Below are 26,718 nucleotides of genomic sequence, written 5' to 3'. Positions count from 1 at the left end.
CTTCTCAAGAATGCCGTCACCAATCAACAGGTATCAGTCGATGTACTCAAACAACTTCACAATCTTCTGCACGCCGGAAACACCCTGCACCAGATTGGTCGCCTGGGCGGCTTCCTGCTTGGTCAGCAGACCCAGCAAATAGACGATGCCGTTTTCAGTGACAACCTTGATGCGCGAGCCCGGGATGTTCGGATCGGTGAGCATCTGGGTCTTGATCTTGGAGGTCAGCCAGGTGTCGTTCTGGCGGGCGAGGAAGCCGGAAGGCGGCAGCACCTGCAGTTCGTTGTGCACCGTTTTCACGCGCTGCACGGCGGCAGCGGCCTGTTCGGCCTTGGCCTTGAGGTCGGCGCGCGGCGTTTGGCCGGCGAGCAGTACGACGCCGTTGAAGCTGGTGACGACGATGTGCGAATCGTTGTCCAGGGCCGGGTCGGCCTTGGCGATGTTCACGCCGACTTTGGTGTCGATCAGAGAGTCGTCGATCTTGCTGCCTAAGGTGCGTGTGCCGCGATCATCATCGATCGGCGCTTCACGGCTGGCATTCACCACCGAGGTGCAGCCGCTGATGCCGAGGCACAGGGTCAAGGCCAGAAGGCCTAGGCGATTAGGGGTCATTCTTCACTCCCGAACAGTTGGCTGTCGATCAAGTCGCAAAGGCAATGGATCGCCAGCAGGTGGACTTCCTGAATACGTGCGGTGACGTTGGCCGGTACGCGAATCTCGACGTCCTCGGGCAATAGCAGCGACGCCATGCCGCCGCCATCGCGGCCCGTCAATGCTACGACAATCATTTCGCGATCATGTGCGGCCTGGATCGCTTGAATAATGTTCGCCGAGTTGCCGCTGGTGGAAATCGCCAGCAGTACGTCGCCCGGCTGGCCGAGCGCGCGGATCTGCTTGGAGAAGATTTCGTTGTAGCTGTAGTCGTTGGCGATCGAGGTGATCGTCGAACTGTCGGTGGTCAACGCGATGGCCGGCAGGCTCGGACGCTCACGTTCAAAGCGGTTGAGCAGCTCGGACGAGAAATGCTGGGCATCGCCCGCGGAACCGCCGTTGCCGCAGGAGAGCATTTTGCCCTCGTTGAGCAGGGCGTTGACCATCACTTGGCTGGCTTGCTCGATGTGCGGTGCAAGTACGTCCATCGCCATTTGCTTGGTGTCGATACTGGCCTGAAAAAGCTGGCGAATTCGGGATTGCATGTCCATCTGTGTGACCTTAATTAGCGCGGCTACTCGGCACATGAATGTGCAGCCCGCAAAGCAAAGAGCAAAATTGTCGGGTGAAAGTGTCCGGTTCGGGACGCACGCGATCAGCTGTCGAAGGCATTCTGCAGCCAGTTCAACTGATCGGGGCTGCTGTCGATGGCAACCACGTCGAAACGGCAAGGGGAATTGGCCCAACGCGACTCGCGCTGAAGAAAATACTGCGCGGCAAAAATCAGTTTCTGCCGTTTGCGCTCATCGATGCTATCGAGCGCGCCACCCCATTGAGTGTTTTTTCTGTAGCGAACTTCAACGAATACTACTGTATCGCCATCAAGCATGACCAGATCAAGCTCGCCGCGTTTACACAACCAGTTCTGCGCCAGCAGGCGCAGACCCTGTTGTTGCAGATGCTCGAGCGCATGGCGCTCGGCATCTTTACCGCTTTGCTGGCGTGACCGGTCAGGCATCAGCGCGGGGTGTCCGGCAGGCGTTGAACCTGGCCGTTGGCGAACTGTGCCCACGGCAACTGGCGCACGACGCGCTGGTTCTGAGTCATGCCTAGGCTGCCCGATTGACCTTCGATGCGGCTGTCCGGCAGCGCCTTGAGTTGCCCCAGGCGCGGAGCCAGGCGGTAGGCGTCAACGCCCATCGCATACAAGCGACCCAGGCTGCCGGCGGCTTGTGGCCATTGTGTGGTCACTTGCTTGCGCAGCGGATCATTGGCGTCCAGCAACCATGGGGTTTCGCAGAAGCGAATGCCGTTCATGTCGTTGTACTGGTTCACGTCGCCGCTGGCACTGAATACGTGGGACGTGGCGTAAACCGGCACATCGCCTGCGTATTGGAAGTTCAGGGTCGGTTTGATCTGCTGGGCTTGCTGAGGTGTGGCGGCCAGGAAGATGAATTCGATGTCCTGGCGACGCGAAGGCTGGGCAGCGACCTGCGAACCGACGGTGCTTTGCAGGCTCTTGGCACGACCTTCGCTCTGGCGCAGCTGGAACATGTCGGCAATCTGCTGGGCCAGTTGCACTGGCTGATCAACGCGCTCGGTGGCAACGATGCTGCCGCCGTTTGCCTGCCAGTCCTGGCTGAACGCTCGGAGTACGCGGTCGCCCCATTCGCCTTTTGGCACCATGATCGCGGCGCGATGCAGGCCATCGGCGCGAGCGCGACGGGACACTTCGCGGGCTTCGTCTTCAGCGGCAAGACCGAACTGGAACAACTGGGCCGGGCCTTGTTCGCCTTCGCTGTAGTTCAGCGCCAGGGTCGTGATCGGCAGTTGTGGGCGAGTGCTGAGCTGTTTGACCAGTGGTTTTTCCAGCGGGCCGACGACCAGTTGCACGCCATCGGCCTGAGCCTTGCGATAGAACTCGTCAAGGGAAGTCAGGCGCGAGCTGTCATAGAACTCGATGGCAGGCGGCTTCTGGCCGGCCTGTTGAGCCTGGTAGTGCGCTGCCATGAAACCTTCGCGAAGCGCTTTGCCGACCGATGCCAGCGGGCCGTCTTGCGGCAGCAGCAGGGCGATCTTGCTCAGAGGCTGGCTGGCCAGTTCCTTGAGTTTGGTCAGTGACAGCGGCAACTGAATGGCGGCCGGGTGTTTAGGGTTCTGGGCGCGCCAGTTGTCGATCGCAGCTTGTTGTTGCTCAAGCGTGCCGGCCGTTTTAACCGCCAGCGCCAGGCCCATCCAGCCACCGAGGTCGTCCTTGGTGGTTGGTTGCAATTGGTCGGTTGGCAGCGAAGCGATCAGGGTCCAGATCGCTTCGTGGTTTTTGCCTGCCGCTTCACCGCTCAACATCGGCGCGATGAAAATACGCTCCCGTGCGGCGGCGAGGGTCTGGCCATCGGCCTCAAGGGCACGAGCGTGCACGGTGCCGGTGCGAATCTGTTGTTCCTCCGGCAATTCACCCAGGCGTTGCAGGCTTGGATGGCTCAAAGCGGTCAGCGCCGCTTTCGGCTGATTGCGGGTCATGGCCAGTTCGGCCGCCAGCGTGTTGGCGAAGACCTGTTGGCCTGGCTTGAGTTGCTCGACCGGCACTTGTTGCAGGATTTGCGCGGACTGGCCGGCATTGCCTTGGCGATAAGCGAGGTCGGCCGCGCTCAGGCGAAACAGCGCGGCTTGTTCCGGCGTTTTGCTTTTGGCGGCCTGATCGAGCAGTTGCTCGATACTGGCATCCGGGGTCCGTGGAAGTTCGCCAAGGCTGGAAGAGGGCGAGCTGGCGCAAGCCGCCAGCAAGGCAGCGAGGCAGAGGGCAGTGAACAGCCGCAGGCAAGCGATCATGTAGTGTTCCTGATACTCGATCAAATAAGCGTGGAATTGTACCCAAGCACTGGCCGGGGCGCGATGCTACTGGCGTGAATCGATCAATTTAGCTCGTACAAATGTTGCAGCACTGCACCGTAGCCTGAAAAACCCGGGGTTGCTTGCGCGTATCGCAATCGTCGCTACGCGCTACAATGGCGGCTTTTACCGATCATGAGGTGTGCGCTTTGACTGCTCCAGGTGCTTTGAATTCCGCTGCTGGCTCGCTTTATGTGGTGGCGACGCCCATCGGCAACCTGGACGACATCAGTGCGCGCGCGCTGAAGATCCTGCGCGAAGTGGCATTGATCGCTGCCGAAGACACCCGTCACTCCCAGCGGTTGATGCAGCATTTCGGCATCCCCACGCCGCTGGCGGCTTGCCACGAGCACAACGAGCGGGATGAAGGTAGCCGCTTTATTACCCGCCTGCTTGCCGGTGACGATGTGGCGCTGATCTCCGACGCCGGGACGCCGTTGATCTCCGATCCGGGTTATCACCTGGTGCGTCAGGCCCGTGCGGCCGGAATCAATGTCGTGCCGGTCCCGGGGGCTTGTGCATTGATTGCGGCGCTGTCGGCGGCGGGTTTGCCGTCGGACCGTTTTATCTTCGAAGGCTTCCTGCCGGCCAAGGCGGTCGGTCGTCGGGCTCGTCTGGAGTTGGTAAAGGAAGAGCCGCGCACGCTGATTTTCTACGAGGCCCCGCACCGGATCCTGGAATGCCTGCAAGACATGGAGCTGGTCTTCGGTGGCGAGCGTCTGGCGTTGCTGGCGCGCGAACTGACCAAAACCTTCGAAACCCTGAAAGGCCTGCCATTGGCCGAGCTGCGCGAGTTTGTCGAGTCGGACAGCAATCAGCAGCGCGGTGAGTGTGTGGTGTTGGTGGCGGGCTGGTCTGCCCCCGAGACGGAGGATGCCGTCAGCAGTGAAGCCATGCGCATCCTCAATCTGTTGCTCGAAGAAATGCCACTCAAGCGGGCCGCAGCATTGGCCGCGCAAATTACCGGCGAACGCAAGAATGTCCTGTATCAGGTCGCGCTGGATAAGCAGAAGGGCGAGTAAATCCCGACGTGCAGGCGTGGCTGATGGCGTTTAACGCTTGTTCTTCGGCCGCTCTGCCGTTAACCTTCGCGGCGGAGAGTCGATCGGACAGTCGCTGCCCTCTATGAAAATTAGGGGGGGGAGGAAAGTCCGGGCTCCATAGGGCGAAGTGCCAGGTAATGCCTGGGAGGCGTGAGCCTACGGAAAGTGCCACAGAAAATAACCGCCTAAGCGCTTCGGCGCCGGTAAGGGTGAAAAGGTGCGGTAAGAGCGCACCGCACGTCTGGCAACAGTTCGTGGCTAGGTAAACCCCACTTGGAGCAAGACCAAATAGGGTCCCAAGGCGTGGCCCGCGCTGGGACCGGGTAGGTTGCTAAAGATGTCCAGTGATGGCCATCGTAGACGAATGACTGTTCAAGACAGAACCCGGCTTACAGATCGACTCTCCACCTTTTTCCCTCCCTGTTTGAATCGTTGAGCAGGGCGCTCGTAATGGCAATTTCCCTCCTGCACAATCAATCGCATAACCTCTTTTGTAATACCGAAAAAATCTTACTCTTAACAAACTACTTTAACTTCTGAACGCAGCCTTCTGTGCTGATTCAAGTTATCGAGCAAATTCATCCGCCAGATTGCCGTTACCCCTCCCAATACGCTCCTAAATCTCAGTTCTGTAAGGGTTTTCCTTTAATCCGCGCCTTGACGGTGCGGTGGCCGCATTCCTATAGTGTGCGCAAGTGGTGGAAAGTGGCATGAAGTGGGTTTTTTGAACGCAAAACGCTAATATTTGGAGAAACGCTGACGTGTTTCGCGGAGCTAACGCTATCAGTCTCGACGCAAAGGGCCGTCTCGCCATGCCGAGCCGGTACCGTGACGAGCTCGTTTCGCGTAGTTCCGGTCAGTTAATCGTCACAATTGATGCCGTTGATCCGTGTTTGTGTGTTTACCCCCTCGATGAGTGGGAAATTATTGAAACCAAACTGCGCGCACTGCCTTCGCTTCGCGAAGAGAACCGCCGCCTGCAACGTTTACTGATTGGTAATGCCGTCGACCTCGAGCTCGATGGCAGTGGTCGTTTCCTGGTTCCGCCGCGTCTTCGTGAATATGCCCGACTGGATAAGCGCGCGATGCTGGTAGGCCAACTGAACAAGTTCCAATTGTGGGACGAGGATGCCTGGGATGCGGTTTCTGCCGCTGACCTGGCTGCTATTCAACAACCGGGCGCCATGCCTGATGAACTGCGTGATTTGATCCTGTGACTATTGATAGCGGCTTTAACCACATCACCGTACTGCTTGACGAAGCCGTCGAGGCTCTCGCCGTACGTCCTGATGGCTGCTATCTGGACGGCACGTTCGGGCGCGGCGGACACAGCCGGTTGATCCTCAGCCAGCTTGGTCCCGAGGGTCGGTTGCTGGGATTCGACAAGGATCCTCAAGCGATTGCCACCGGGCAGACGCTAGCGGCCGAAGACGGCCGCTTTGTCGTTGTGCAGCGCAGCTTTGCCGAGCTCGGTTCGGAAGTCGCCGAACGCGGTCTGGCCGGCAAGGTCAGCGGCGTTCTGCTTGACCTGGGCGTGTCTTCGCCACAGCTCGACGACCCTGAGCGCGGTTTCAGTTTCCTCAATGATGGCCCGCTGGACATGCGCATGGACCCGTCCCGCGGGATCAGCGCTGCCGAATTCGTCAACACCGCGCCGGTGGAAGAAATCGCCCGGGTGTTCAAGGAATACGGCGAAGAACGTTTCTCTGGCCGCATGGCCCGTGCCGTAGCCGAGCGTCGCGACATCAAGCCGTTCGAACGCACCGGCGATCTGGCTGAAGTCCTGAAAGTCGCCAACCCGGCATGGGAAAAGGGCAAGAACCCTGCGACCCGTGCATTCCAGGGCCTGCGTATTCACGTCAACAACGAACTGGGCGATCTGGAAGCCGGCCTTGAAGCTGCGCTGGAATCCCTGGAAATCGGTGGCCGCCTGGTGGTCATCAGTTTTCACTCGCTGGAAGACCGCATCGTCAAACTGTTCATGCGCAAACTGGTGAAAGGCGAAGCCGACAACCTGCCGCGCAACCTGCCGGTCCGTCACGTCGCGTTCGAACCGAAAATCAAAATCCATGGCAAAGCGCAGTCCGCCTCCGAGGCCGAACTCAAAGCCAACCCACGTTCCCGTAGCGCCGTCATGCGCGTGGCGGAGAAGCTGCGGTGAGCAAGCTTTTCGCCAAGCCACTTCCCGGCGGAAGCTTTTTCATGCTGCTGCTGTTTGTTGGCGTGCTCGTGTCGGCCATCGGCGTGTCGTACAGCGCCCACTGGAACCGTCAGCTGTTGAACTCGCTTTACAACGAGTTGAGCGTGCGCGACAAGGCGCAGGCGGAATGGGGCCGGTTGATTCTCGAGCAGAGCACCTGGACGGCGCACAGCCGCATCGAAGTCCTGGCCACCGAGCAACTGAAGATGCACATTCCTGGCGCCGCTGACGTGCAGATGGTGGCGCCATGATGAAACTCGAAGGCGCACTCTTTCCATGGCGGTTTCGCCTGGTGGTGGGTTTGCTCGGCGTCATGGTCGCGGCAATTTGCTGGCGCATCATTGACCTGCAAGTGGTCGACCGTGCCTTCCTGAAAGGCCAGGGCGACGCGCGCAGCGTTCGTCATATTCCGATTCCGGCTCACCGTGGTCTGATCACCGACCGTAACGGCGAGCCTTTGGCTGTCAGTACTCCGGTCACCACGCTGTGGGCCAACGCCAAGGAAATGCAAACGGCCAAAGAGAAGTGGCCAGCATTGGCGGCCGCGTTGGGTCAGGATCCGAAAGCCCTCGCCGAACGTCTCGAAGCGCAGGCTAATAAAGAATTTATCTATCTGGTGCGCGGGCTGACGCCTGAGCAAGGCCAGTCCGTGCTCGACCTGAAAGTGCCGGGCGTCTACGGCATCGAGGAATTCCGCCGTTTCTACCCGGCCGGTGAAGTGACTGCTCATATGGTCGGCTTTACCGACATTGATGACCACGGTCGTGAAGGTGTCGAGCTGGCCTATGACGAATGGCTCGCCGGTGTCCCTGGCAAGCGGCAGGTCATCAAGGACCGGCGCGGTCGACTTATCAAAGATGTTCAGGTGACCAAAAACGCCAAGGCCGGTAAGCCCTTGGCGTTGTCCATTGACCTGCGTCTGCAATACCTGGCCAACCGCGAGCTGCGCAACGCGATCATCGAGAACGGCGCGAAGGCCGGCAGCCTGGTGATCATGGACGTGAAGACCGGCGAGATCCTCGCCATGGTCAACCAGCCGACCTACAACCCGAACAACCGTCGCAACCTGCAACCGGCGATGATGCGTAACCGCGCAATGATCGACGTGTTCGAACCGGGTTCGACCATGAAAGCGATCTCCATGAGTGCCGCAATCGAAACCGGCCGCTGGAAACCGACCGACACCGTCGAGGTTTACCCGGGCAGCCTGCAGATTGGCAAGTACACCATCAAGGACGTATCCAAGACTGAAGGCCCGGTACTCGACCTGACCGGCATTCTGATCAACTCCAGTAACGTCGGCATGAGCAAGGTCGCGTTCGATATCGGCGGCGAAACCATTTTCCGCCTGGCGCAGAAAGTCGGCCTCGGCCAAGACACCGGCCTGGGTTTCCCGGGCGAACGCGTGGGCAACCTGCCGAACTACCGCGAATGGCGCAAGGCTGAAACCGCCACGCTGTCCTATGGCTACGGTATTTCCGTGACCGCGATCCAGTTGGTCCACGCCTTCTCGGCCCTGGCCAACAACGGTCGCCTCGCGCCACTGACCCTGATCAAGACCGACAAGGCGCCGCAAACCACGCAAGTGCTGCCGGAAGCCGTGGCGAAAACCATGCAAACCATGCTGCAACAAGTGATCGAAGCACCGCGCGGTGTATTCCGTGCGCAAGTGCCGGCGTATCACGTCGGCGGCAAGTCCGGTACGGCGCGTAAAACGTCGGTCGGCACCAAAGGCTATGCCGAGAACTCCTACCGCTCGCTGTTCGCAGGCTTCGGCCCGATGAGCGATCCGCGATACGCCATCGTGGTGGTGATCGATGAACCGACCAAAGCCGGCTATTTCGGTGGCCTGGTATCGGCGCCGGTGTTCAGCAAAGTGATGTCCGGGACCCTGCGCCTGATGAACGTCACGCCGGACAACCTGCCGCCGGTGCAGCAAGCCAACGCAACACCGGTTGTTCCGCTGAAAGCCAATGGAGGGCGCGGCTGATGTCTCTGAGCCTGAACAAGATTTTCGCCCACGCTGGCCGCGATCTGTTGATCCGCGAACTGACACTGGACAGCCGCAATGTGCGGGCTGGCGATCTGTTTCTTGCCGTTCCTGGCGGCAAGTTCGACGGTCGAGCGCACATTGCCGACGCCTTGCAGCGCGGTGCTGCAGCCGTGGCGTATGAAGTCGAAGGCGCAACCGTGCTGCCGATCACCGACGTGCCACTGATTCCGGTCAAAGGCCTGGCGGCGCAGCTGTCCGATATCGCCGGGCGTTTCTACGGTGAACCGAGCCGCCACCTGAACCTGGTCGGCGTGACCGGCACCAACGGCAAAACCAGCGTGACCCAATTGGTTGCGCAAGCACTGGATTTGCTCGGCCAGCATTGCGGCATTGTCGGCACACTGGGTACCGGTTTCTATGGCGCGCTGGAAAGCGGCCTGCACACCACGCCGAACCCGATCGCCGTGCAAGCGACCCTCGCTGACCTGAAAAAGGCCGGCGCCAAAGCCGTGGCCATGGAAGTGTCTTCCCATGGTCTGGATCAGGGCCGTGTAACGGCATTGGCGTTTGATGTGGCGGTGATGACCAATCTGTCCCGCGATCATCTGGATTACCACGGCACCATGCAGGCCTACGGCGAAGCCAAGGCCAAGCTGTTCGACTGGAACGATCTGAAATGTCGGGTGGTGAACCTCGACGACGATTTCGGCCGGCAACTGGCTGCTGAAAAACGTGAGTCGCGCTTGATCACCTATAGCCTGCTCGACAGCAGCGCCTACCTGTTTTGCCGCGAAGCGCAGTTCGACGACGAAGGCGTGCGCGCCACGTTGGTCACGCCGCAAGGCGAGCATCATCTGCGCAGCACCTTGCTTGGTCGCTTCAACCTGAGCAACGTCCTGGCAGCGGTCGGTGCCTTGCTCGGTCTCGACTACGCGCTGGACGAAATCCTCAAGGTCCTGCCGAAACTCGAAGGCCCGGCCGGTCGCATGCAGCGCCTGGGCGGCGGTACTCAACCGCTGGTGGTGGTCGATTACGCCCACACCCCGGATGCGCTGGAAAAAGTATTGATGGCCCTGCGTCCGCACGCCAAAGGTCGCTTGCTGTGCCTGTTCGGCTGCGGCGGTGATCGCGATCGCGGCAAGCGCCCGCTGATGGCTGAAGTGGTCGAACGTCTTGCTGACGGCGTGCTGGTCACCGATGACAATCCGCGCACCGAAGACCCTGCAGTGATTTTCGATGACATCCGCGCCGGTTTCACCAACGTGGATAAGGTGACGTTCGTCGCCGGTCGTGGTCAGGCCATTGCGCAATTGATCGCCAGTGCTTCGGTGGATGACGTGATTGTCCTGGCCGGTAAAGGTCACGAGGACTATCAGGAAATCAACGGCCAGCGTCATGACTTCTCTGATCTGGTCGAGGCTGATCGCGCACTGACCGCGTGGGAGGTGGCTCATGCTTAAACACTTGAAACTGAGCGAACTGACCGGCGCGCTGAATGGCCGCATGATCATCGCCGATGCCACGTTCGATGGCGTCAGCATCGACAGCCGTGCGATCAAGCCGGGCCAACTGTTTATTGCCTTGACTGGCCCGCGTTTCGACGGCCATGACTACCTGAACGACGTGGCGAACAAAGGCGCGGTGGCTGCCCTGGTCGAGCGCGAAGTGCCCGACAGTGGGCTGCCGCAATTGCTGGTCAAGGACGCCCGTCAGGCCCTTGGCCAACTGGGTGCGATGAACCGTGCTGCGTTTATTCACCCAGTCGCCGCCATCACCGGCTCCAGCGGCAAGACCACGGTCAAGGAAATGCTTGCGAGCATCCTGCGCACACGCGGTCCGGTGTTGGCGACCCGTGGCAACCTGAACAATGATCTCGGCGTGCCGCTGACCTTGCTTGAACTCGCGCCGGAACATACCGCCGCGGTGATCGAGCTGGGTGCTTCGCGGCTCGGCGAAATTGCCTACACCGTTGGCATGACCAAGCCCCACGTGGCCGTGCTCAACAACGCAGGGACCGCCCACGTCGGCGAGTTCGGCGGGCCGGAAAAAATCGTGGAAGCCAAGGGCGAGATTATTGAAGGGCTGGCGGCCGATGGCATCGCCGTGCTCAATCTTGACGACAAGGCCTTCGACATCTGGAAGACCCGCGCCGCCGGTCGCAAAGTGCTGACCTTTGCCCTGAGCAACGTCAGCGCCGACTTCTACGCCAGCGATCTGGACCGCGATGCTCGCGGTTGCCCGGCGTTCAATCTGCACAGCCCTGACGGTGTGGAGCGCGTTCAACTGAACCTGCTCGGCACCCATAACGTCGCCAATGCCATGGCCGCCGCCGCTGCCGCGCACGCCTTGGGCGTGTCGCTGTCCGGCATCGCCACCGGCCTCGGCGCGGTGCAGCCGGTCAAGGGCCGTACCGTCGCGCAACTGGCCAGCAATGGCATGCGCGTGATCGATGACACTTACAACGCGAACCCCACCTCGATGTGCGCGGCCGTTGATATACTCGCCGGCTTTTCCGGCCGCACCGTTCTGGTGCTCGGGGATATCGGCGAGTTGGGCGACTGGGCGGAGCAGGGGCACCGCGACGTGGGCGAGTATGCCCGTGGCAAGGTTTCTGCGCTTTACGCGGTCGGGCCGTTGATGACTCACGCCGTAAACGCTTTTGGCGAGCAGGCTTATCACTTCACCACTCAGGCTGAACTGATCAAGGCCCTCGGCGCCGAGCAAGACACAAACACCACCATTTTGATCAAGGGCTCGCGCAGCGCTGCGATGGAAAACATCGTTGCCGCTTTGTGCGGGTCCAGTCTGGAGAAACATTAATGCTGCTGCTGCTAGCGGAGTATCTGCAACAGTTCTACAAAGGCTTCGCGGTCTTTCAGTACCTGACCCTGCGCGGGATTCTCGGTGTGCTGACCGCGCTGGTTTTGTCGCTGTGCTATGGCCCGTGGATGATCCGCACGTTGCAGAACCGTCAGATCGGTCAATCCGTTCGTAACGACGGCCCGCAATCGCACCTGTCCAAATCCGGCACCCCGACCATGGGTGGCGCGCTGATCCTGTCGTCCATCGGCGTCAGCACCTTGCTCTGGGCTGACCTGAGCAACCGCTATGTGTGGACCGTGTTGCTGGTGACGTTGCTGTTCGGTGCCATCGGCTGGGTCGATGACTATCGCAAGGTCATCGAGAAAAACTCCAAAGGCCTGCCGAGCCGCTGGAAGTATTTCTGGCAGTCGGTGTTTGGTCTCGGCGCGGCGATCTTCCTCTATATGACCGCCGCGACGCCGGTCGAAACCACCCTGATCCTGCCAATGCTCAAGGACTACAGCATTCCGCTGGGCGCAGGTTTCATCGTGCTGACTTACTTCGTGATCGTCGGTTCGAGCAACGCGGTCAACCTGACCGACGGCCTCGACGGCCTGGCGATCATGCCGACCGTGATGGTCGGTGGTGGTCTGGGGATCTTCTGCTACCTGTCGGGTAACGTGAAATTCGCCGAATACCTGCTGATCCCGTACGTACCCGGCGCCGGTGAACTGATCGTGTTCTGCGGTGCGTTGATCGGTGCGGGCCTCGGCTTCCTCTGGTTCAACACCTACCCGGCACAAGTCTTCATGGGCGACGTCGGCGCGCTGGCGCTGGGCGCGGCCCTGGGCACCATCGCGGTGATCGTTCGCCAGGAAATCGTCCTGTTCATCATGGGCGGCGTGTTCGTGATGGAGACCCTGTCAGTCGTCATTCAGGTTGCTTCCTTCAAACTGACCGGTCGCCGTGTGTTCCGCATGGCACCGATTCACCACCACTTTGAACTCAAGGGCTGGCCCGAGCCGCGTGTGATCGTCCGTTTCTGGATCATCACCGTGATTCTCGTGCTGGTCGGCCTTGCCACCCTGAAGCTGAGGTAGAAACTCGTGTCTCTGATCGCTTCTGACCACTTCCGCATCGTTGTCGGCCTCGGCAAGAGCGGCATGTCCCTGGTTCGCTTCCTGGCGAACCGGGGCACGTCGTTTGCCGTGGCCGATACGCGGGAAAATCCACCGGAACTGGCCACGCTCAAGCGTGACTATCCGCACGTGGAAGTGCGTTGTGGCGAGCTGGACGTCGAATTCCTGTGCCGCGCCGATGAGCTCTATGTGAGCCCCGGCCTGGCGCTGGCGACCCCGGCCCTGCAGGCTGCCGCCGCTCGTGGCGTGAAGCTGTCCGGCGACATCGAGCTGTTCGCGCGTAACTCGAAGGCGCCGATTGTCGCCATCAGCGGCTCCAATGCGAAAAGCACCGTGACCACGCTGGTGGGCGAGATGGCGGCTGCGGCCGGCAAGCGCGTCGCTGTCGGCGGCAACCTCGGTACGCCGGCGCTGGACCTGCTTCGCGATGACATCGAGTTGTACGTGATGGAACTGTCGAGCTTCCAGCTCGAAACCACCGACCAGCTCAACGCCGAAGTGGCGACCGTGCTCAACGTCAGCGAAGACCACATGGACCGCTACAGCGGCCTGCCGGCCTATCACCTGGCCAAGCACCGGATTTTCCGTGGCGCCAAGCAGTTCGTGGTCAACCGTCAGGACGCCCTGAGCCGTCCGTTGATGGGCGAAGGTCAGCCCTGCTGGACCTTCGGTTTGAGCAAACCCGATTTCAAGGCGTTTGGTATCCGCGAAGAAGACGGCGAGAAATACCTCGCCTTCGAATTCCAGAACCTGATGCCGGTGCGCGAGCTGAAAATTCGCGGCGCCCACAATCAGTCGAATGCCCTGGCAGCGCTGGCCCTGGGCCACGCGGTCGGCCTGCCGTTCGACGCCATGCTGTCGAGCCTGCGCACGTTCGCCGGTCTCGAACATCGCTGCCAGTGGGTTCGTGACCTGGACGGCGTGAGCTACTACAACGATTCCAAAGCCACCAACGTCGGCGCCGCACTGGCCGCCATCGAAGGCCTGGGCGCGGACATCGACGGCAAGGTCGTGCTGATCGCCGGTGGCGACGGCAAGGGTGCCGAGTTCAATGATCTGCGTGATCCGGTGGCGGCCAACTGCCGCGCCGTGATCCTGATGGGCCGCGACTCCGACAAGATCGGTGAGGCCATTGGCGACGCCGTGCCGCTGATCCGCGCTGCTTCGCTGGTCGAAGCGGTGGAGCAATGCCGCGCCGCTGCGCAACCGGGCGACGTGGTGTTGTTGTCGCCGGCCTGTGCCAGCTTCGACATGTTCAAGAATTACGAAGACCGTGGTCACCAGTTCGTCCAGGCAGTGGAGGATCTGGCATGAGCCTGCTCAATATCATCAAGCCGTTTCCTTCGCCGCTCATCACCGGGCGCGGCATCGACCTCGATTTTCCGATGCTCGCCGGTTGCCTGGCCTTGCTCGGCCTCGGGCTGGTCATGATCGCCTCGGCCTCGACCGAAGTGGGCGCCGTGCAGTCGGGCAGTGCCCTGTACTACATGACTCGCCACTTGATCTACGTGGTGCTGGGCCTGTCTGCCTGCATCGTTACCATGATGATTCCGATCGCCACCTGGCAACGCCTGGGCTGGCTGATGCTGATCGGTGCGTTCGGCTTGCTGGTGATGGTGATCATTCCGGGGATCGGCCGTGAAGTGAACGGTTCGATGCGCTGGATCGGTTTCAGTTTCTTCAACGTTCAGCCTTCCGAGATTGCCAAGGTGTTCGTGGTGATCTACCTCGCCGGTTATCTGGTGCGTCGCCAGAAAGAAGTGCGTGAAAGCTGGATGGGTTTCTTCAAGCCGTTCATCGTACTGCTGCCGATGGCGGGGCTGTTGCTGATGGAGCCGGACTTCGGTGCCACCGTCGTGATGATGGGCGCGGCTGCGGCGATGCTGTTCCTTGGCGGGGTCGGGCTGTTCCGGTTCTCGTTGATGGTGGTCCTGGCGGTTGCGGCGGTGGTGTTGTTGATTCAGGTGCAGCCATACCGGATGGCGCGTCTGACCAACTTTGCCGACCCGTGGGCCGACCAGTTCGGCGCCGGTTATCAGTTGTCGCAAGCATTGATCGCGTTCGGTCGCGGTGAGTGGCTGGGCGTAGGCCTGGGCAACAGCGTGCAGAAACAGTTCTACCTGCCGGAAGCCCACACCGACTTCGTGTTCTCGGTTCTGGCCGAAGAGCTGGGTGCCGTGGGTTCCCTGTGCACCGTGGCGCTGTTCGTCTTTGTCTGTATTCGCGGCATGTACATCGGTTATTGGGCCGAGAAGGCCAAGCAGTTCTTTGCTGCCTATATTGCGTACGGTCTGTCGTTCCTGTGGATTGGTCAGTTCCTGATCAATATCGGGGTGAACGTCGGCCTGCTGCCAACCAAAGGCCTGACCTTGCCGTTCCTCAGTTATGGCGGCAGCTCGCTGGTGATCTGCTGTGCCTGTCTCGGCTTGTTGCTGCGCATTGAGTGGGAGAGTCGAACCCACCTGGGCAGTGAGGAGATGGAGTTCCATGAGAGCGACTTCGCCGAGGAGCCGACCCATGGGCGCTAACGTATTGATCATGGCAGGCGGCACCGGCGGACACGTGTTCCCGGCACTGGCTTGCGCTCGCGAGTTCCAGGCCCGTGGTTACACCGTGCATTGGCTTGGCACTCCACGTGGTATCGAAAATGACCTGGTGCCGATGGCCGGCATCGAGCTGCACCGGATCAACGCCAGCGGTCTGCGCGGCAAGGGCAAGTTGTCCCTGCTCAAGGCGCCGTTGATGTTGCTCAAATCCGTCTGGCAGGCGCGGGCGATCATTCGCCAGTTGCGGCCGGTGTGCGTGGTCGGTTTCGGTGGTTATGTGACCGGTCCTGGCGGCGTTGCAGCCAAACTGGCCGGTGTGCCGGTGATCGTTCACGAACAGAACGCCGTGGCCGGTACCGCCAATCGGTTGCTGGTGCCGTTGGCCGCCCGAGTCTGTGAAGCGTTCCCCGACACCTTTACCCTGTCGGACAGCCGACGGACCACCGGTAACCCGGTGCGCACCGAGCTGTTCCTCGACACACCGCGACCTGCCCTGGCTGGTCGCAAGGCGCGTTTGCTGATCCTCGGCGGAAGCCTGGGCGCAGAACCGTTGAACAAATTACTGCCTGAAGCCCTGTCGCACGTCGCCCCCGACCTGCGTCCGGACGTGTTCCATCAGGCCGGCAAAAACCACGATGAAGTGACTGCAGAGCGCTATCGCGCGGCTGGCGTCGAGGCGCAAGTGCAGCCTTTCATCAAAGACATGGCCCACGCCTATGGCTGGGCCGACCTGGTGGTGTGCCGCGCAGGCGCGTTGACCATCAGTGAACTGGCTGCCGCCGGTCTGCCCTCGATGCTGGTGCCTTTGCCCCACGCGATCGACGATCACCAGACCCGCAACGCCGATTATTTGGCCCGTGAAGGCGCTGCCTTCCTGATGCCGCAAAGAACGACTGGCGCAGCGGATCTTGCCGCACGCCTGACAGAGGTCCTGATGCAACCACAACGACTCACCGACATGGCCACTGCGGCACGCCGCCTGGCCAAACCCGATGCGACCCGTAACGTGGTCGATACCTGCCTGGAGGTGGCCCATGGTTGAGAATCAGAAAGCCATGCCGCACCCGGAAATGCGCCGCATCCGTCGCATCCACTTCGTCGGTATCGGCGGCGTGGGCATGTGCGGGATCGCCGAAGTGTTGCTGAACCTGGGCTATGAAGTGTCCGGTTCCGACCTGAAAGCTTCGCCGGTCACCGAGCGTCTCGAATCATTCGGCGCCCAGATCTTTATCGGCCACCGTGCCGAGAACGCCGCTGCCGCCGACGTGCTGGTGGTATCGAGCGCGGTGAACACCTCCAACCCGGAAGTCGCCACTGCGCTTGAACGCCGTATTCCGGTGGTGCCGCGTGCCGAGATGCTGGCCGAGCTGATGCGCTATCGCCACGGCATCGCCGTCGCCGGTACACACGGCAAAACCACCACTACCAGTCTGATCGCTTCGGTATTTGCGGCCGGTGGCCTCGACCCGACGTTCGTCATCGGTGGTCGTCTGAATGCCGCGGGCACCAATGCCCAGCTCGGCACCAGCCGCTACCTGATCGCCGAAGCCGACGAAAGCGACGCCAGCTTCCTGCACTTGCAGCCGCTGGTGGCCGTGGTCACCAACATCGACGCCGACCACATGGCGACCTACGACGGTGACTTCAACAAACTGAAGAAAACCTTCGTCGAGTTCCTGCACAACCTGCCGTTCTACGGTCTGGCGGTGGTGTGCCTGGACGATCCGGTGGTGCGTGAAATTCTGCCGCAGGTCAAACGTCCGGTCGTCACGTACGGCTTCGGCGATGACTGCGATGTGCGCGCGATCAATGTGCGTCAGCAGGGCATGCAGACCTTCTTCACCGTGCTGCGTCCTGACCGCGAGCCGCTGGACGTCTCGGTGAACATGCCGGGTAACCACAACGTGCTGAACGCGCTGGCCACCATCTGCATCGCCACTGACGAAGGCGTCAGCGATGAAGCCATCGTCCAGGGCCTGTCCGGGTTCCAGGGTGTCGGCCGACGCTTCCAGGTCTATGGCGAACTGCCGGTCGAAGACGGCAGCGTGATGCTGGTCGACGACTACGGTCACCACCCGACCGAAGTCGCGGCCGTGATCAAGGCCGTGCGTGGTGGCTGGCCGGAGCGCCGTCTGGTGATGGTCTACCAGCCGCACCGTTACAGCCGCACCCGCGACCTGTACGACGATTTCGTCAATGTACTGGCCGACGCCAACGTGCTGTTGCTGATGGAAGTCTATCCGGCCGGCGAAGAGCCGATCCCGGGTGCCGACAGCCGCAAGCTGTGCAACAGCATCCGTCAGCGCGGTCAGCTCGACCCGATCTACATCGAGCGCGGTGTCGATCTCGCGCCTGTCGTCAAGCCGCTGCTGCGTGCCGGCGACATCCTGTTGTGCCAGGGCGCCGGTGATATCGGCGGTCTCGCACCGAAACTGTTGAAGAGTCCGTTGTTCGCTGGCGCCGTTGCCGCGCCAAGCGTGGGGAAGTTGAAATGACTGCTGCTTACGCCAACCTCGTCTCCACTGTCGCGCCGAAAGATTTCGGCCGCGTTGCCGTGCTGTTCGGCGGCAAGAGTGCGGAGCGTGAAGTTTCCCTGAAGTCGGGCAACGCGGTTCTCGCAGCGCTGCAAAGCGCCGGTGTGGACGCGTTCGGTCTCGATGTCGGTGATGACCTGTTGCAGCGTTTGCTCAACGAGAAAATCGACCGCGCGTTCATCATTCTCCACGGTCGTGGCGGTGAAGACGGCAGCATGCAAGGCCTGCTGGAATGCCTGGGCATTCCGTACACCGGCAGCGGCATTCTGGCGTCGGCGCTGGCCATGGACAAGCTGCGCACCAAGCAGGTGTGGCACAGCCTCGGCATTCCGACGCCACGCCACGCGGTACTGAGTTCCGAGGCCGATTGTATTTCGGCGGCGACGGAACTGGGCTTCCCTTTGATCGTCAAACCGGCCCATGAAGGTTCAAGTATCGGGATGGCCAAAGTGACTTCCGCGCCGGAGTTGATCGACGCGTGGAAAGCGGCCAGTACCTACGATTCGCAAGTGTTGGTCGAGCAATGGATTCAAGGTCCGGAGTTCACCATCGCCACCCTGCGTGACCAGGTGTTGCCACCGATTGCCCTGGGCACGACGCACAGTTTCTACGACTACGACGCCAAGTACGTGGCCTCCGATACCCAGTACCGGATCCCGTGCGGCCTCGACAGCAACAAGGAAAAAGAACTGATGGACCTCACGGCGAAAGCCTGTGAGGCGCTGGGTATCGCCGGTTGGGGCAGGGCTGACGTGATGCAGGACGCCGACGGGCAGTTCTGGTTCCTGGAAGTCAACACCGCACCGGGCATGACCGATCACAGTCTGGTCCCGATGGCGGCCCGTGCCGCCGGTCTGGATTTCCAGCAATTGGTCCTGGCGATCCTGGCCGCCAGTGTTGAGGTTCGAGGGTAAGACCATGCAAGGCGCACAGCTCAGACATCAGCCCCCTCCAGCACCCGGCCGCAAGCCGGTGCCGCGGGGTGCCAGCCGAATGGTGGCCAAAGAGCCGATGTCTGCGCGCCTGCCGAAAGCCAATTTTGGTTTTCTGAAAAGCCTGTTCTGGCCGGTGCTGCTGGTCGCACTGGGGTTTGGCACTTACGAAGGCGCACAGCGTTTGCTGCCGTACGCCGACCGGCCAATCACCAAGATCGCGGTGCAGGGCGACCTGAGTTACATCAGCCAGCAAGCGGTGCAGCAGCGAATCGCCCCGTACGTGGCGTCGAGCTTCTTCACCATCGACCTGGCGAGCATGCGCACCGAGCTGGAACAGATGCCATGGATTGCCCACGCCGAAGTACGTCGGGTGTGGCCGGATCAAGTGGTGATCCGCCTGGAAGAACAACTGCCGGTGGCCCGTTGGGGCGATGAATCGCTGTTGAACAACCAGGGGCAGGCGTTCACCCCGCGTGAGCTGGCGAACTACGAACACTTGCCACAGCTGTTCGGCCCACAACGGGCTCAGCAGCAAGTGATGCAGCAATACCAGGTGCTGAGCCAGATGCTCAGGCCGTTGGGCTTCTCGATTGCACGCCTGGAGTTGCGTGAACGAGGCAGCTGGTTCCTGACCACCGGCGCAGGCAGTGCGGGCCCGGGGATCGAACTGCTGCTGGGCCGCGGCAACCTGGTGGAAAAGATGCGCCGCTTCATTGCCATCTACGACAAGACGCTTAAAGAACAGATTACGAACATTGCGCGCATCGATCTGCGCTACGCCAACGGCCTCGCTGTTGGCTGGCGGGAACCTGTAGCGCCTACGACAGCCCAACCCGCTGTCGCGAAGAATTAAGAGAGGCAGGACCCATGGCAAACGTGCAAAGCGGCAAAATGATCGTCGGTCTCGATATCGGCACCTCCAAGGTGGTGGCGCTGGTAGGCGAGGTCTCGGACGACGGCACGCTGGAAATCGTCGGGATCGGCACTCATCCGTCCCGCGGCCTGAAAAAAGGCGTGGTGGTGAACATCGAGTCCACCGTGCAATCGATCCAGCGCGCCATCGAAGAAGCGCAGCTGATGGCCGGTTGCCGAATCCACTCGGCGTTCGTCGGTGTGGCCGGCAATCACATCCGCAGCCTGAACTCCCACGGCATCGTGGCGATTCGTGATCGCGAAGTCAGCTCCGCCGACCTTGAGCGCGTCCTCGACGCTGCCCAGGCTGTGGCAATCCCGGCTGACCAGCGCGTGCTGCACACCCTGCCGCAGGATTACGTGATCGATAACCAGGAAGGCGTACGTGAGCCTCTGGGCATGTCCGGCGTACGTCTGGAAGCCAAGGTCCACGTGGTCACTTGCGCCGTCAACGCCGCACAGAACATTGAAAAATGCGTGCGCCGCTGCGGTCTGGAAATCGACGACATCATTCTCGAGCAACTGGCCTCCGCGTACTCGGTACTGACCGACGACGAGAAAGAGCTGGGCGTGTGCCTGGTGGACATCGGCGGCGGCACCACCGACATCGCGATCTTCACCGAAGGCGCGATCCGTCACACCGCAGTGATCCCGATTGCGGGCGATCAGGTGACCAACGACATCGCCATGGCGTTGCGCACCCCGACCCAGTACGCCGAAGAAATCAAGATTCGCTACGCCTGCGCCCTGGCCAAACTGGCCGGTGCCGGTGAAACCATCAAGGTCCCGAGCGTTGGCGACCGTCCACCGCGCGAGCTGTCCCGCCAGGCCCTGGCCGAAGTGGTCGAGCCGCGTTACGACGAGCTGTTCACGCTGATCCAGGCCGAACTGCGTCGCAGCGGCTACGAAGACCTGATCCCGGCCGGCATCGTGCTGACCGGTGGTACGTCGAAGATGGAAGGCGCGGTCGAACTGGCCGAAGAGATTTTCCACATGCCGGTCCGCCTGGGCGTGCCACATGGCGTGAAGGGTCTCGACGACGTGGTGCGCAACCCGATTTATTCCACCGGCGTCGGCCTGTTGATGTACGGCCTGCAGAAGCAGTCCGACGGGATTTCGTTCTCGGGCATCAGCAGCCGCGACAGCTACAGCAATGACGAACCGAAAGCCGCCTTGCTCGATCGCATCAAGAGCTGGGTACAAGGCAACTTCTGAAGAATTACCGCAGCACCGTTGTAGATACAGGCAGTAGGCGAAAAAACTAGAGAATCAAAGGAGAGGGAAAATGTTCGAACTCGTAGACAACATCCCCGCAAGCCCGGTCATTAAGGTTATCGGTGTTGGCGGAGGCGGCGGCAACGCTGTCAATCACATGGTCAAGAGCAACATTGAAGGCGTTGAATTCATCTGCGCCAACACTGATGCCCAGGCGCTGAAGAGCATCAGTGCGCGGACCATCCTGCAACTGGGCACCAGCGTGACCAAAGGTCTCGGCGCCGGCGCCAACCCTGAAGTAGGTCGTCAGGCCGCTCTCGAAGATCGCGAGCGCATTGCCGAAGTCCTGCAGGGCACCAACATGGTGTTCATCACCACCGGCATGGGCGGCGGTACCGGTACCGGTGCTGCGCCGATCATTGCTGAAGTGGCCAAGGAAATGGGGATCCTCACCGTTGCGGTGGTGACCCGTCCGTTCCCGTTCGAAGGTCGCAAGCGTATGCAACTGGCCGACGAAGGCATCCGCCTGCTGTCGGAAAGCGTCGACTCGTTGATCACCATTCCCAACGAGAAGCTGCTGACCATCCTCGGTAAAGACGCCAGCCTGCTGTCGGCTTTCGCCAAGGCAGACGATGTACTGGCCGGTGCCGTTCGCGGTATCTCCGACATCATCAAGCGTCCGGGCATGATCAACGTCGACTTTGCCGACGTTCGTACCGTGATGAGCGAAATGGGCATGGCGATGATGGGCACTGGCTGCGCCAGCGGTCCGAACCGTGCACGCGAAGCCACCGAAGCGGCCATTCGCAACCCGCTGCTGGAAGACGTGAACCTGCAAGGTGCACGCGGCATCCTGGTGAACATCACCGCCGGTCCTGACCTGTCCCTGGGTGAGTACTCCGACGTGGGTAGCATCATCGAAGCCTTCGCTTCCGAGCACGCGATGGTCAAGGTCGGTACCGTTATCGATCCGGACATGCGCGACGAGCTGCACGTAACAGTCGTTGCCACTGGTCTGGGCGCGAAAATCGAGAAGCCTGTGAAGGTCATCGACAATACCGTTCACACTTCCATGGCGCCGCAACCGCAACAATCGGCTCCCGCTCGTCAGGAAGCTCCAGCGGTGAACTACCGTGACCTGGACCGTCCGACCGTCATGCGCAACCAGGCTCAGGCCGGTGCTGCGACTGCCGCGAAGATGAATCCGCAAGATGATCTGGACTACCTGGACATCCCGGCTTTCCTGCGTCGTCAGGCCGATTAATGGAATGTATCAGGGCTATGAAGGTGATTGGTGTTCAGCAAAGGTCTGGTCTGCTATCATCGCCAGCCTTTGTTGATACCAGTTCGCAATTTGCGCTGAAGCGGCCCAAGCCATGATTAAACAACGCACACTGAAAAATATTATCCGTGCCACCGGTGTAGGTCTGCACTCCGGGGAGAAGGTATACCTGACCCTCAAGCCTGCACCGATCGACACCGGAATCGTCTTTCGCCGTGCCGACCTCGATCCAGTGGTCGAGATCCCGGCTCGTGCTGCCAACGTCGGCGAGACAACTATGTCGACGACGCTGGTCAACGGTGACGTGAAAGTGGACACGGTTGAGCACTTGCTCTCGGCCATGGCCGGCCTGGGCATCGATAACGCCTACGTCGAGCTCTCCGCGTCCGAAGTCCCGATCATGGATGGTAGCGCTGGACCTTTCGTATTCCTGATTCAATCGGCCGGCCTGGAAGAACAGGACGCAGCCAAGAAGTTCATCCGGATCCTGCGGGAAGTGACAGTGGAAGACGGCGACAAGCGCGCCACTTTCGTCCCTTTCGAAGGCTTCAAGGTGAGTTTCGAGATCGATTTCGATCACCCGGTTTTCCGTAACCGCACACAAAGTGCAAGCGTGGATTTTTCCAGCACTTCGTTCGTAAAAGAAGTCAGCCGCGCCCGTACCTTTGGTTTCATGAGTGACATCGAGTACCTGCGCAAGCACAACCTCGCACTCGGCGGCAGCGTTGAAAACGCTATTGTGGTCGACGCGGATGGTGTACTGAACGAAGACGGCCTTCGCTATGAAGACGAATTCGTGAAGCACAAGATCCTCGATGCAATTGGTGACCTCTACCTGCTGGGCAATAGCCTGATTGGTGAGTTCAAGGGCTTCAAGTCCGGACATGCATTGAACAACCAGCTGCTGCGCAAGTTGATTGAGCAGCCAGATGCTTGGGAAGTCGTGACTTTCGAAGACGCCAGCACTGCACCGATCTCTTACATGCGTCCGGTTGCGGCGGTGTAAGTAAAAACCTCTCTAGTTTTTAAAGGCTGCCTTCGGGTGGCCTTTTTTTATGCCTGCCAGAAAGTCGTGTGGTGGTAGTGATGACGCCTTCGCGGGCAAGCCTCGCTCCTACAGGGTACGCATTGAACTTGTAGGAGCGAGGCTTGCCCGCGAAGAGGCCGGCCGCTACAGCGAAAATTTCACTGCGTAGCCACCACTCGATTGCGCCCACTTTCCTTGGCCTGATACAGCGCTTTGTCCGCCGCAATCAGCAACTGTTCAAGGCTGGTATCAGTCGTCGAAGTCCAGGTACTGATGCCGATACTGACAGTAATCGGCGATTCCACGCCCGCCACAAACGGCAGTTGTTCCACCGCAGACCGAATGTGTTCAGCAATTTGCCGCGCGCCTGCGCTGTCCGTTTCCGCCAGCACCACCGAGAACTCCTCCCCTCCGTAGCGGGCGACCAGATCCGTCGGTCGCCGCACATTCTCGGCGATCACCTTGGCCAGTGCGCGCAGCGCATCGTCACCCGCCTGATGGCCATGTTGATCGTTGAACGCTTTGAAGTGGTCGGCATCGATCATCAACACCGACAGCGGTTTGCCGGAGCGTTGCGCGCGAAACCACTCATGGCGCAGGGTTTGATCGAGCGTTCGGCGGTTGGCTACGCCGGTCAAGGCATCGGTGGCGGCCAGTTGTGCCAGCTCGTGTTCGGCGTTGTGACGTCGGCGCAATTCACGGCGTAGCAACCACGTCAGCCACAGCAGGCTTACGCACAAGGCTACGGTTGCAGAGCTGACCACCACTGCCGTGCGCTTCCAGGCCGCAAAAACTTCATCACTGGACAGCGCAACGATGACGATCAGTGGCAAATTTCCGACCTTGGAAAAGGTGTACAGACGCTTGTCACGGTATCGATCGGACATGCTGGTGAAGCTGCCATTGCCTTCTTTGACGATGCGCTGGAAATTGGGGCGATTACTGAAATCCTTGCCAATCAGCTCTTCGGCCAGGCGTGGTTGTTGGGCCAGGAGAATCCCATTCTTGCTGATCAGATTGACCGTGCTATCGCGGCCGATGCTCAAACTGTTGAACAACTGATCGAAGTAACTCAAGCGCATGGCGGCTTCGGCTACTCCCAGAAACTCACCCTGGGAGCCGCTCAGCCGCCGACTGAAACTGATACGCCAATCCTGTTCGGGCGACCTGGCTCTAAAGGGGGGGCTGATGAACATGCCTGGGTCCGGGTTGTTCACGTGAGATTGAAAGTATTCGCGATCGGCGTAGTTGCCTTGCCTGGGCTCCACCGAAGCCGAGTCGGCGATCACGTCGCCCTTGTTGTCGAGCAACAAAATATTGCCCTTGTACGGCGCGGCAGTGGCGCGGTCGAAATAGGCCATATGGCGAATGGCTGGAGATACGCTCTTGAGATCCTCTCGCTGGGAGGCGGCGATCAAGCCCAGCAGGGAAATATCATAGAGTTCGACATTGCGCAGCACGTCGGCGTCGATCAATTGCACGATGTTGTTGGCGGCGCGAGCGGCGGACAATTCGGCGTTGGCGCGCTCACGGATCAGCAGAAACGTCACGATGCTGAGTATCGCAATCACCAACAGCACACTGCCGAGAATCAGAAGTCGCTCCGATCGTGTCGACCCGATCGGATCTTGAGATTTCACACTGCTCACACTCATGGTTCTGGCTTCTGCAAATAAGGTGTTATGAAAGTTTTTTACAAGAGTCGGGCAGAGTCCCAGAAACCGGTCGCGTCCAGAGGGCTTGTATAAAGGCCGGATAAAAAAAAGGCCAGCAAAAGATGCTGGCCTTTTGCTTAGCGAAGCTTAGAAGACATTCAGCGGGTAGTCGACGATCAGCCGGTATTCATCAGTGTCCTGATCCAGCGCGCCATAACCGTTGCCCCCACGGTTGGTGGCCCATTGCAGGCGCACCGCCAGGTCCTTGGTCTTGCCGCCCTGGACCACGTACTTCAGATCAATGTCACGCTCCCAGTGCTTGGCATTTTTGCCGTCGGCGCTGTACCACGAGGCGTAGCCGCGGCTGTCTGGATCGGCTTTGGTCAGGTCCAGCTCGCCCCGAGAGTAAGACACTGCCGAGGTCAGGCCGGGTAGGCCGAGTCCGATAAAGTCGTAGGCGTACTTGAGTTTCCACGAGCGTTCATTCGGGCCATTGAAGTCGGAATACTGCTGGGAGTTGTCGAGAAAAATGCTGTCGCCCTGGCTGATGTAGTCGAACGGCGTGTTGCCGTTGACCCGCTGGTAAGCGGCGGTGACGCTGTGATTGCCCACGCCGACGGTGAAATGCAGGCTGTAAGTGTTGTTGTCGATGTTGCCCAGCAGCGCATCGCCGGTGTCCTGCGTGTGATAAACGTGCAGGCCCGGATTGAGACTGACCCGTTCGTTTAGCGCGTAGGTGTAATCCAGGTCGTAGTAGTACTGGTTCCAGATGTCCTTGAGTTCGGCGGCGTAAAGGCTGCTGGTCAACCCCGGCAGGCCGCTCCAGGCCACGCCGGCCCAGTTCAGGTGCTGGCTTTCGTCGCCCTCGGCGAGGCTGCCATAGGACGTGCCGATGCGCGTATGACCGCTTTGGTTGTAGGGCTTGGTGAAACTCGCCTGGCCACCTTCGATCAGAAAACCGTCGAAGCTGTGATTGGTCAAGCTGACGCCGCGAAAGGTCTGCGGCAGCATGCGCGTCTCGCCGCCGGCGATCACCGGGTTGGCGAGAAACAGGTCACCGGCCTTCAGCTCGGTATCGAAGGCGCGCATTTTCAGCGTGCCACCCGCCGTCGAAAACGACCCCGGCGCTTTGCCATTGCCATCGCCGACCGGCAGGATGCTCGAATTATCGGTGCCGCCTCCGCCGTCGAGCTTGAGCCCGAGCATGGCGTGGGCATCCAGACCGAAACCGACGGTGCCTTCGGTAAAACCCGATTCGAAGACCCCCAGGAAACCCTGGCCCCATTCAATGTTGTCGTCCGCCTGCTGCAGGCGGTTGCGGTTCATGTAGTAGTTGCGGGCATTGAGGTTGAGGCTCGAACCTTCGACAAAACCTTCTTGGTCGGCGGCCTTGGCGTTGATTGGCATCGTTACGGCGATTGCAATGAACAGCGGGTTGAATCTTTGAGGGAAACGCACTAGCGGTACAGCTCCTTGGGTCTACTGAACACTTCATTGTTTTGAAGTGCGGGATGTTTCTTGTCAGGGAAGACGAACCGGACAGCGTTTGAACCACAACAAAAAAAAGCCGCTGATAGCAGCGGCTTTGAAGACAACTTTTCAACAGGAAGAGCCAATGAAAAGTGTCGAGGGAAATAGAGCGATGTGAGCGATCAGCTATCTTTCTCGACCCGTGGCTGGGCCTGAATGGTCGACGCTTGAGGGGTTTGCGCAGCGTCCTGCGCCTTGGCCGTCATTTCGCTCTGATGTTCTTCAAACGCTGCAGCGCGCGCTGCATTGTGTGCGACGAAGGACTGCGACTCTTCAGCCATGGCGAATGGGGAGAGGAACAAAGAGGACAAAACGAAAGCGCTGGCAATACCCATAGTGTTGGACATCTTTAAAACCTTCTTGCT

The 26,718-nt window shown here is 60.4% G+C and carries 24 protein-coding genes and 1 other RNA gene; 18 read left to right on the top strand and 7 right to left on the bottom strand.

Annotated features, from left to right (window positions below):
- Positions 1-33 precede the first annotated feature (33 nt).
- The 4 genes from KGA97_RS17050 to KGA97_RS17035 form a co-directional block, all read right to left on the bottom strand.
- A complete protein-coding gene (locus KGA97_RS17050) occupies positions 34-612 on the bottom strand; it encodes a BON domain-containing protein (RefSeq protein ID WP_008025960.1) in 579 nt (192 codons plus the stop codon).
- The gene (locus KGA97_RS17045) at positions 609-1,202 is read right to left on the bottom strand and encodes a phosphoheptose isomerase (protein WP_008025961.1); all 594 of its coding nucleotides are present in this window, start codon (positions 1,200-1,202) and stop codon (positions 609-611) included. The genes KGA97_RS17050 and KGA97_RS17045 overlap by 4 nt, the downstream gene beginning before the upstream one ends.
- 104 nt (positions 1,203-1,306) lie before the next feature.
- Complete coding sequence (locus KGA97_RS17040; RefSeq protein ID WP_223481138.1) at positions 1,307-1,669, bottom strand: YraN family protein; 363 nt, start codon at positions 1,667-1,669, stop codon at positions 1,307-1,309.
- Positions 1,669-3,480: a penicillin-binding protein activator gene (locus KGA97_RS17035; protein ID WP_008037284.1), complete on the bottom strand. Its 1,812-nt coding sequence runs from the start codon at positions 3,478-3,480 to the stop codon at positions 1,669-1,671. Before KGA97_RS17035 ends, KGA97_RS17040 begins: the two co-directional genes overlap by 1 nt.
- A 176-nt stretch (positions 3,481-3,656) precedes the next feature.
- Between KGA97_RS17035 and rsmI the strand changes: the two genes are divergently transcribed.
- The 18 genes from rsmI to lpxC all read left to right on the top strand — a co-directional run bounded on the left by rsmI (position 3,657) and on the right by lpxC (position 23,147).
- The gene (gene rsmI, locus KGA97_RS17030) at positions 3,657-4,562 is read left to right on the top strand and encodes a 16S rRNA (cytidine(1402)-2'-O)-methyltransferase (RefSeq protein WP_162130705.1); all 906 of its coding nucleotides are present in this window, start codon (positions 3,657-3,659) and stop codon (positions 4,560-4,562) included.
- A 75-nt stretch (positions 4,563-4,637) separates the two neighbouring features.
- An RNA gene (gene rnpB / locus KGA97_RS17025) (RNase P RNA component class A) lies at positions 4,638-4,991 on the top strand.
- Positions 4,992-5,344: 353 nt separating this feature from the next.
- Positions 5,345-5,800, top strand: a complete 456-nt coding sequence (gene mraZ / locus KGA97_RS17020; RefSeq protein WP_008025967.1) for a division/cell wall cluster transcriptional repressor MraZ — start codon at positions 5,345-5,347, stop codon at positions 5,798-5,800.
- Positions 5,797-6,744: a 16S rRNA (cytosine(1402)-N(4))-methyltransferase RsmH gene (gene rsmH, locus KGA97_RS17015; protein WP_008037287.1), complete on the top strand. Its 948-nt coding sequence runs from the start codon at positions 5,797-5,799 to the stop codon at positions 6,742-6,744. The genes mraZ and rsmH overlap by 4 nt, the downstream gene beginning before the upstream one ends.
- The gene (gene ftsL, locus KGA97_RS17010) at positions 6,741-7,034 is read left to right on the top strand and encodes a cell division protein FtsL (protein ID WP_032828607.1); all 294 of its coding nucleotides are present in this window, start codon (positions 6,741-6,743) and stop codon (positions 7,032-7,034) included. Before rsmH ends, ftsL begins: the two co-directional genes overlap by 4 nt.
- On the top strand, positions 7,034-8,773 hold the full coding sequence (locus tag KGA97_RS17005; RefSeq protein ID WP_177318160.1) for a peptidoglycan D,D-transpeptidase FtsI family protein: 1,740 nt from the start codon (positions 7,034-7,036) through the stop codon (positions 8,771-8,773). The genes ftsL and KGA97_RS17005 overlap by 1 nt, the downstream gene beginning before the upstream one ends.
- Positions 8,773-10,236 carry a UDP-N-acetylmuramoyl-L-alanyl-D-glutamate--2,6-diaminopimelate ligase gene (locus tag KGA97_RS17000; protein ID WP_008025973.1) on the top strand — a complete coding sequence of 488 codons (1,464 nt, stop codon included), beginning with the start codon at positions 8,773-8,775 and terminating at the stop codon, positions 10,234-10,236. Before KGA97_RS17005 ends, KGA97_RS17000 begins: the two co-directional genes overlap by 1 nt.
- A complete protein-coding gene (locus KGA97_RS16995; RefSeq protein ID WP_223481137.1) occupies positions 10,229-11,596 on the top strand; it encodes a UDP-N-acetylmuramoyl-tripeptide--D-alanyl-D-alanine ligase in 1,368 nt (455 codons plus the stop codon). Before KGA97_RS17000 ends, KGA97_RS16995 begins: the two co-directional genes overlap by 8 nt.
- Positions 11,596-12,678 (top strand): phospho-N-acetylmuramoyl-pentapeptide-transferase, encoded by a 1,083-nt coding sequence (gene mraY, locus KGA97_RS16990; RefSeq protein ID WP_008037292.1) that lies wholly within the window; start codon positions 11,596-11,598, stop codon positions 12,676-12,678. Before KGA97_RS16995 ends, mraY begins: the two co-directional genes overlap by 1 nt.
- Positions 12,679-12,684: 6 nt before the next feature.
- Positions 12,685-14,031 carry a UDP-N-acetylmuramoyl-L-alanine--D-glutamate ligase gene (gene murD, locus KGA97_RS16985; protein WP_223481136.1) on the top strand — a complete coding sequence of 449 codons (1,347 nt, stop codon included), beginning with the start codon at positions 12,685-12,687 and terminating at the stop codon, positions 14,029-14,031.
- Positions 14,028-15,245: a putative lipid II flippase FtsW gene (ftsW, locus tag KGA97_RS16980; protein WP_008037295.1), complete on the top strand. Its 1,218-nt coding sequence runs from the start codon at positions 14,028-14,030 to the stop codon at positions 15,243-15,245. Before murD ends, ftsW begins: the two co-directional genes overlap by 4 nt.
- Positions 15,235-16,305 (top strand): undecaprenyldiphospho-muramoylpentapeptide beta-N-acetylglucosaminyltransferase, encoded by a 1,071-nt coding sequence (gene murG / locus KGA97_RS16975; protein WP_008037296.1) that lies wholly within the window; start codon positions 15,235-15,237, stop codon positions 16,303-16,305. Before ftsW ends, murG begins: the two co-directional genes overlap by 11 nt.
- Entirely contained in the window at positions 16,298-17,758 is a 1,461-nt protein-coding gene (gene murC, locus KGA97_RS16970) for a UDP-N-acetylmuramate--L-alanine ligase (protein WP_008037298.1), read from the top strand. Before murG ends, murC begins: the two co-directional genes overlap by 8 nt.
- Positions 17,755-18,711, top strand: a complete 957-nt coding sequence (locus KGA97_RS16965; RefSeq protein WP_008025985.1) for a D-alanine--D-alanine ligase — start codon at positions 17,755-17,757, stop codon at positions 18,709-18,711. The genes murC and KGA97_RS16965 overlap by 4 nt, the downstream gene beginning before the upstream one ends.
- A 4-nt stretch (positions 18,712-18,715) precedes the next feature.
- Positions 18,716-19,585, top strand: a complete 870-nt coding sequence (locus tag KGA97_RS16960; protein WP_223481135.1) for a cell division protein FtsQ/DivIB — start codon at positions 18,716-18,718, stop codon at positions 19,583-19,585.
- Between the two features lie 14 nt (positions 19,586-19,599).
- Entirely contained in the window at positions 19,600-20,859 is a 1,260-nt protein-coding gene (gene ftsA / locus KGA97_RS16955; protein ID WP_008025987.1) for a cell division protein FtsA, read from the top strand.
- 70 nt (positions 20,860-20,929) lie between these two features.
- Complete coding sequence (ftsZ, locus tag KGA97_RS16950) at positions 20,930-22,123, top strand: cell division protein FtsZ (RefSeq protein ID WP_008025988.1); 1,194 nt, start codon at positions 20,930-20,932, stop codon at positions 22,121-22,123.
- Positions 22,124-22,235: 112 nt separating this feature from the next.
- Positions 22,236-23,147: a UDP-3-O-acyl-N-acetylglucosamine deacetylase gene (gene lpxC / locus KGA97_RS16945; RefSeq protein WP_008025989.1), complete on the top strand. Its 912-nt coding sequence runs from the start codon at positions 22,236-22,238 to the stop codon at positions 23,145-23,147.
- Between the two features lie 179 nt (positions 23,148-23,326).
- Here the strand turns inward: lpxC and KGA97_RS16940 are convergent, their stop codons facing one another.
- The 3 genes from KGA97_RS16940 to KGA97_RS16930 all read right to left on the bottom strand — a co-directional run bounded on the left by KGA97_RS16940 (position 23,327) and on the right by KGA97_RS16930 (position 26,700).
- Positions 23,327-24,823, bottom strand: a complete 1,497-nt coding sequence (locus KGA97_RS16940) for a sensor domain-containing diguanylate cyclase (protein ID WP_223450560.1) — start codon at positions 24,821-24,823, stop codon at positions 23,327-23,329.
- 147 nt (positions 24,824-24,970) lie between these two features.
- On the bottom strand, positions 24,971-26,281 hold the full coding sequence (locus KGA97_RS16935) for an OprD family porin (RefSeq protein ID WP_223481134.1): 1,311 nt from the start codon (positions 26,279-26,281) through the stop codon (positions 24,971-24,973).
- Between the two features lie 194 nt (positions 26,282-26,475).
- Entirely contained in the window at positions 26,476-26,700 is a 225-nt protein-coding gene (locus KGA97_RS16930; RefSeq protein WP_008032290.1) for a hypothetical protein, read from the bottom strand.
- Between the last annotated feature and the right edge of the window lie 18 nt (positions 26,701-26,718).

This window comes from Pseudomonas sp. BF-B-15 (genome assembly GCF_019946675.1).
In the GTDB taxonomy this organism is placed as follows: domain Bacteria; phylum Pseudomonadota; class Gammaproteobacteria; order Pseudomonadales; family Pseudomonadaceae; genus Aquipseudomonas; species Aquipseudomonas migulae.
This window is presented reverse-complemented; position numbering and strand designations above follow the sequence as displayed.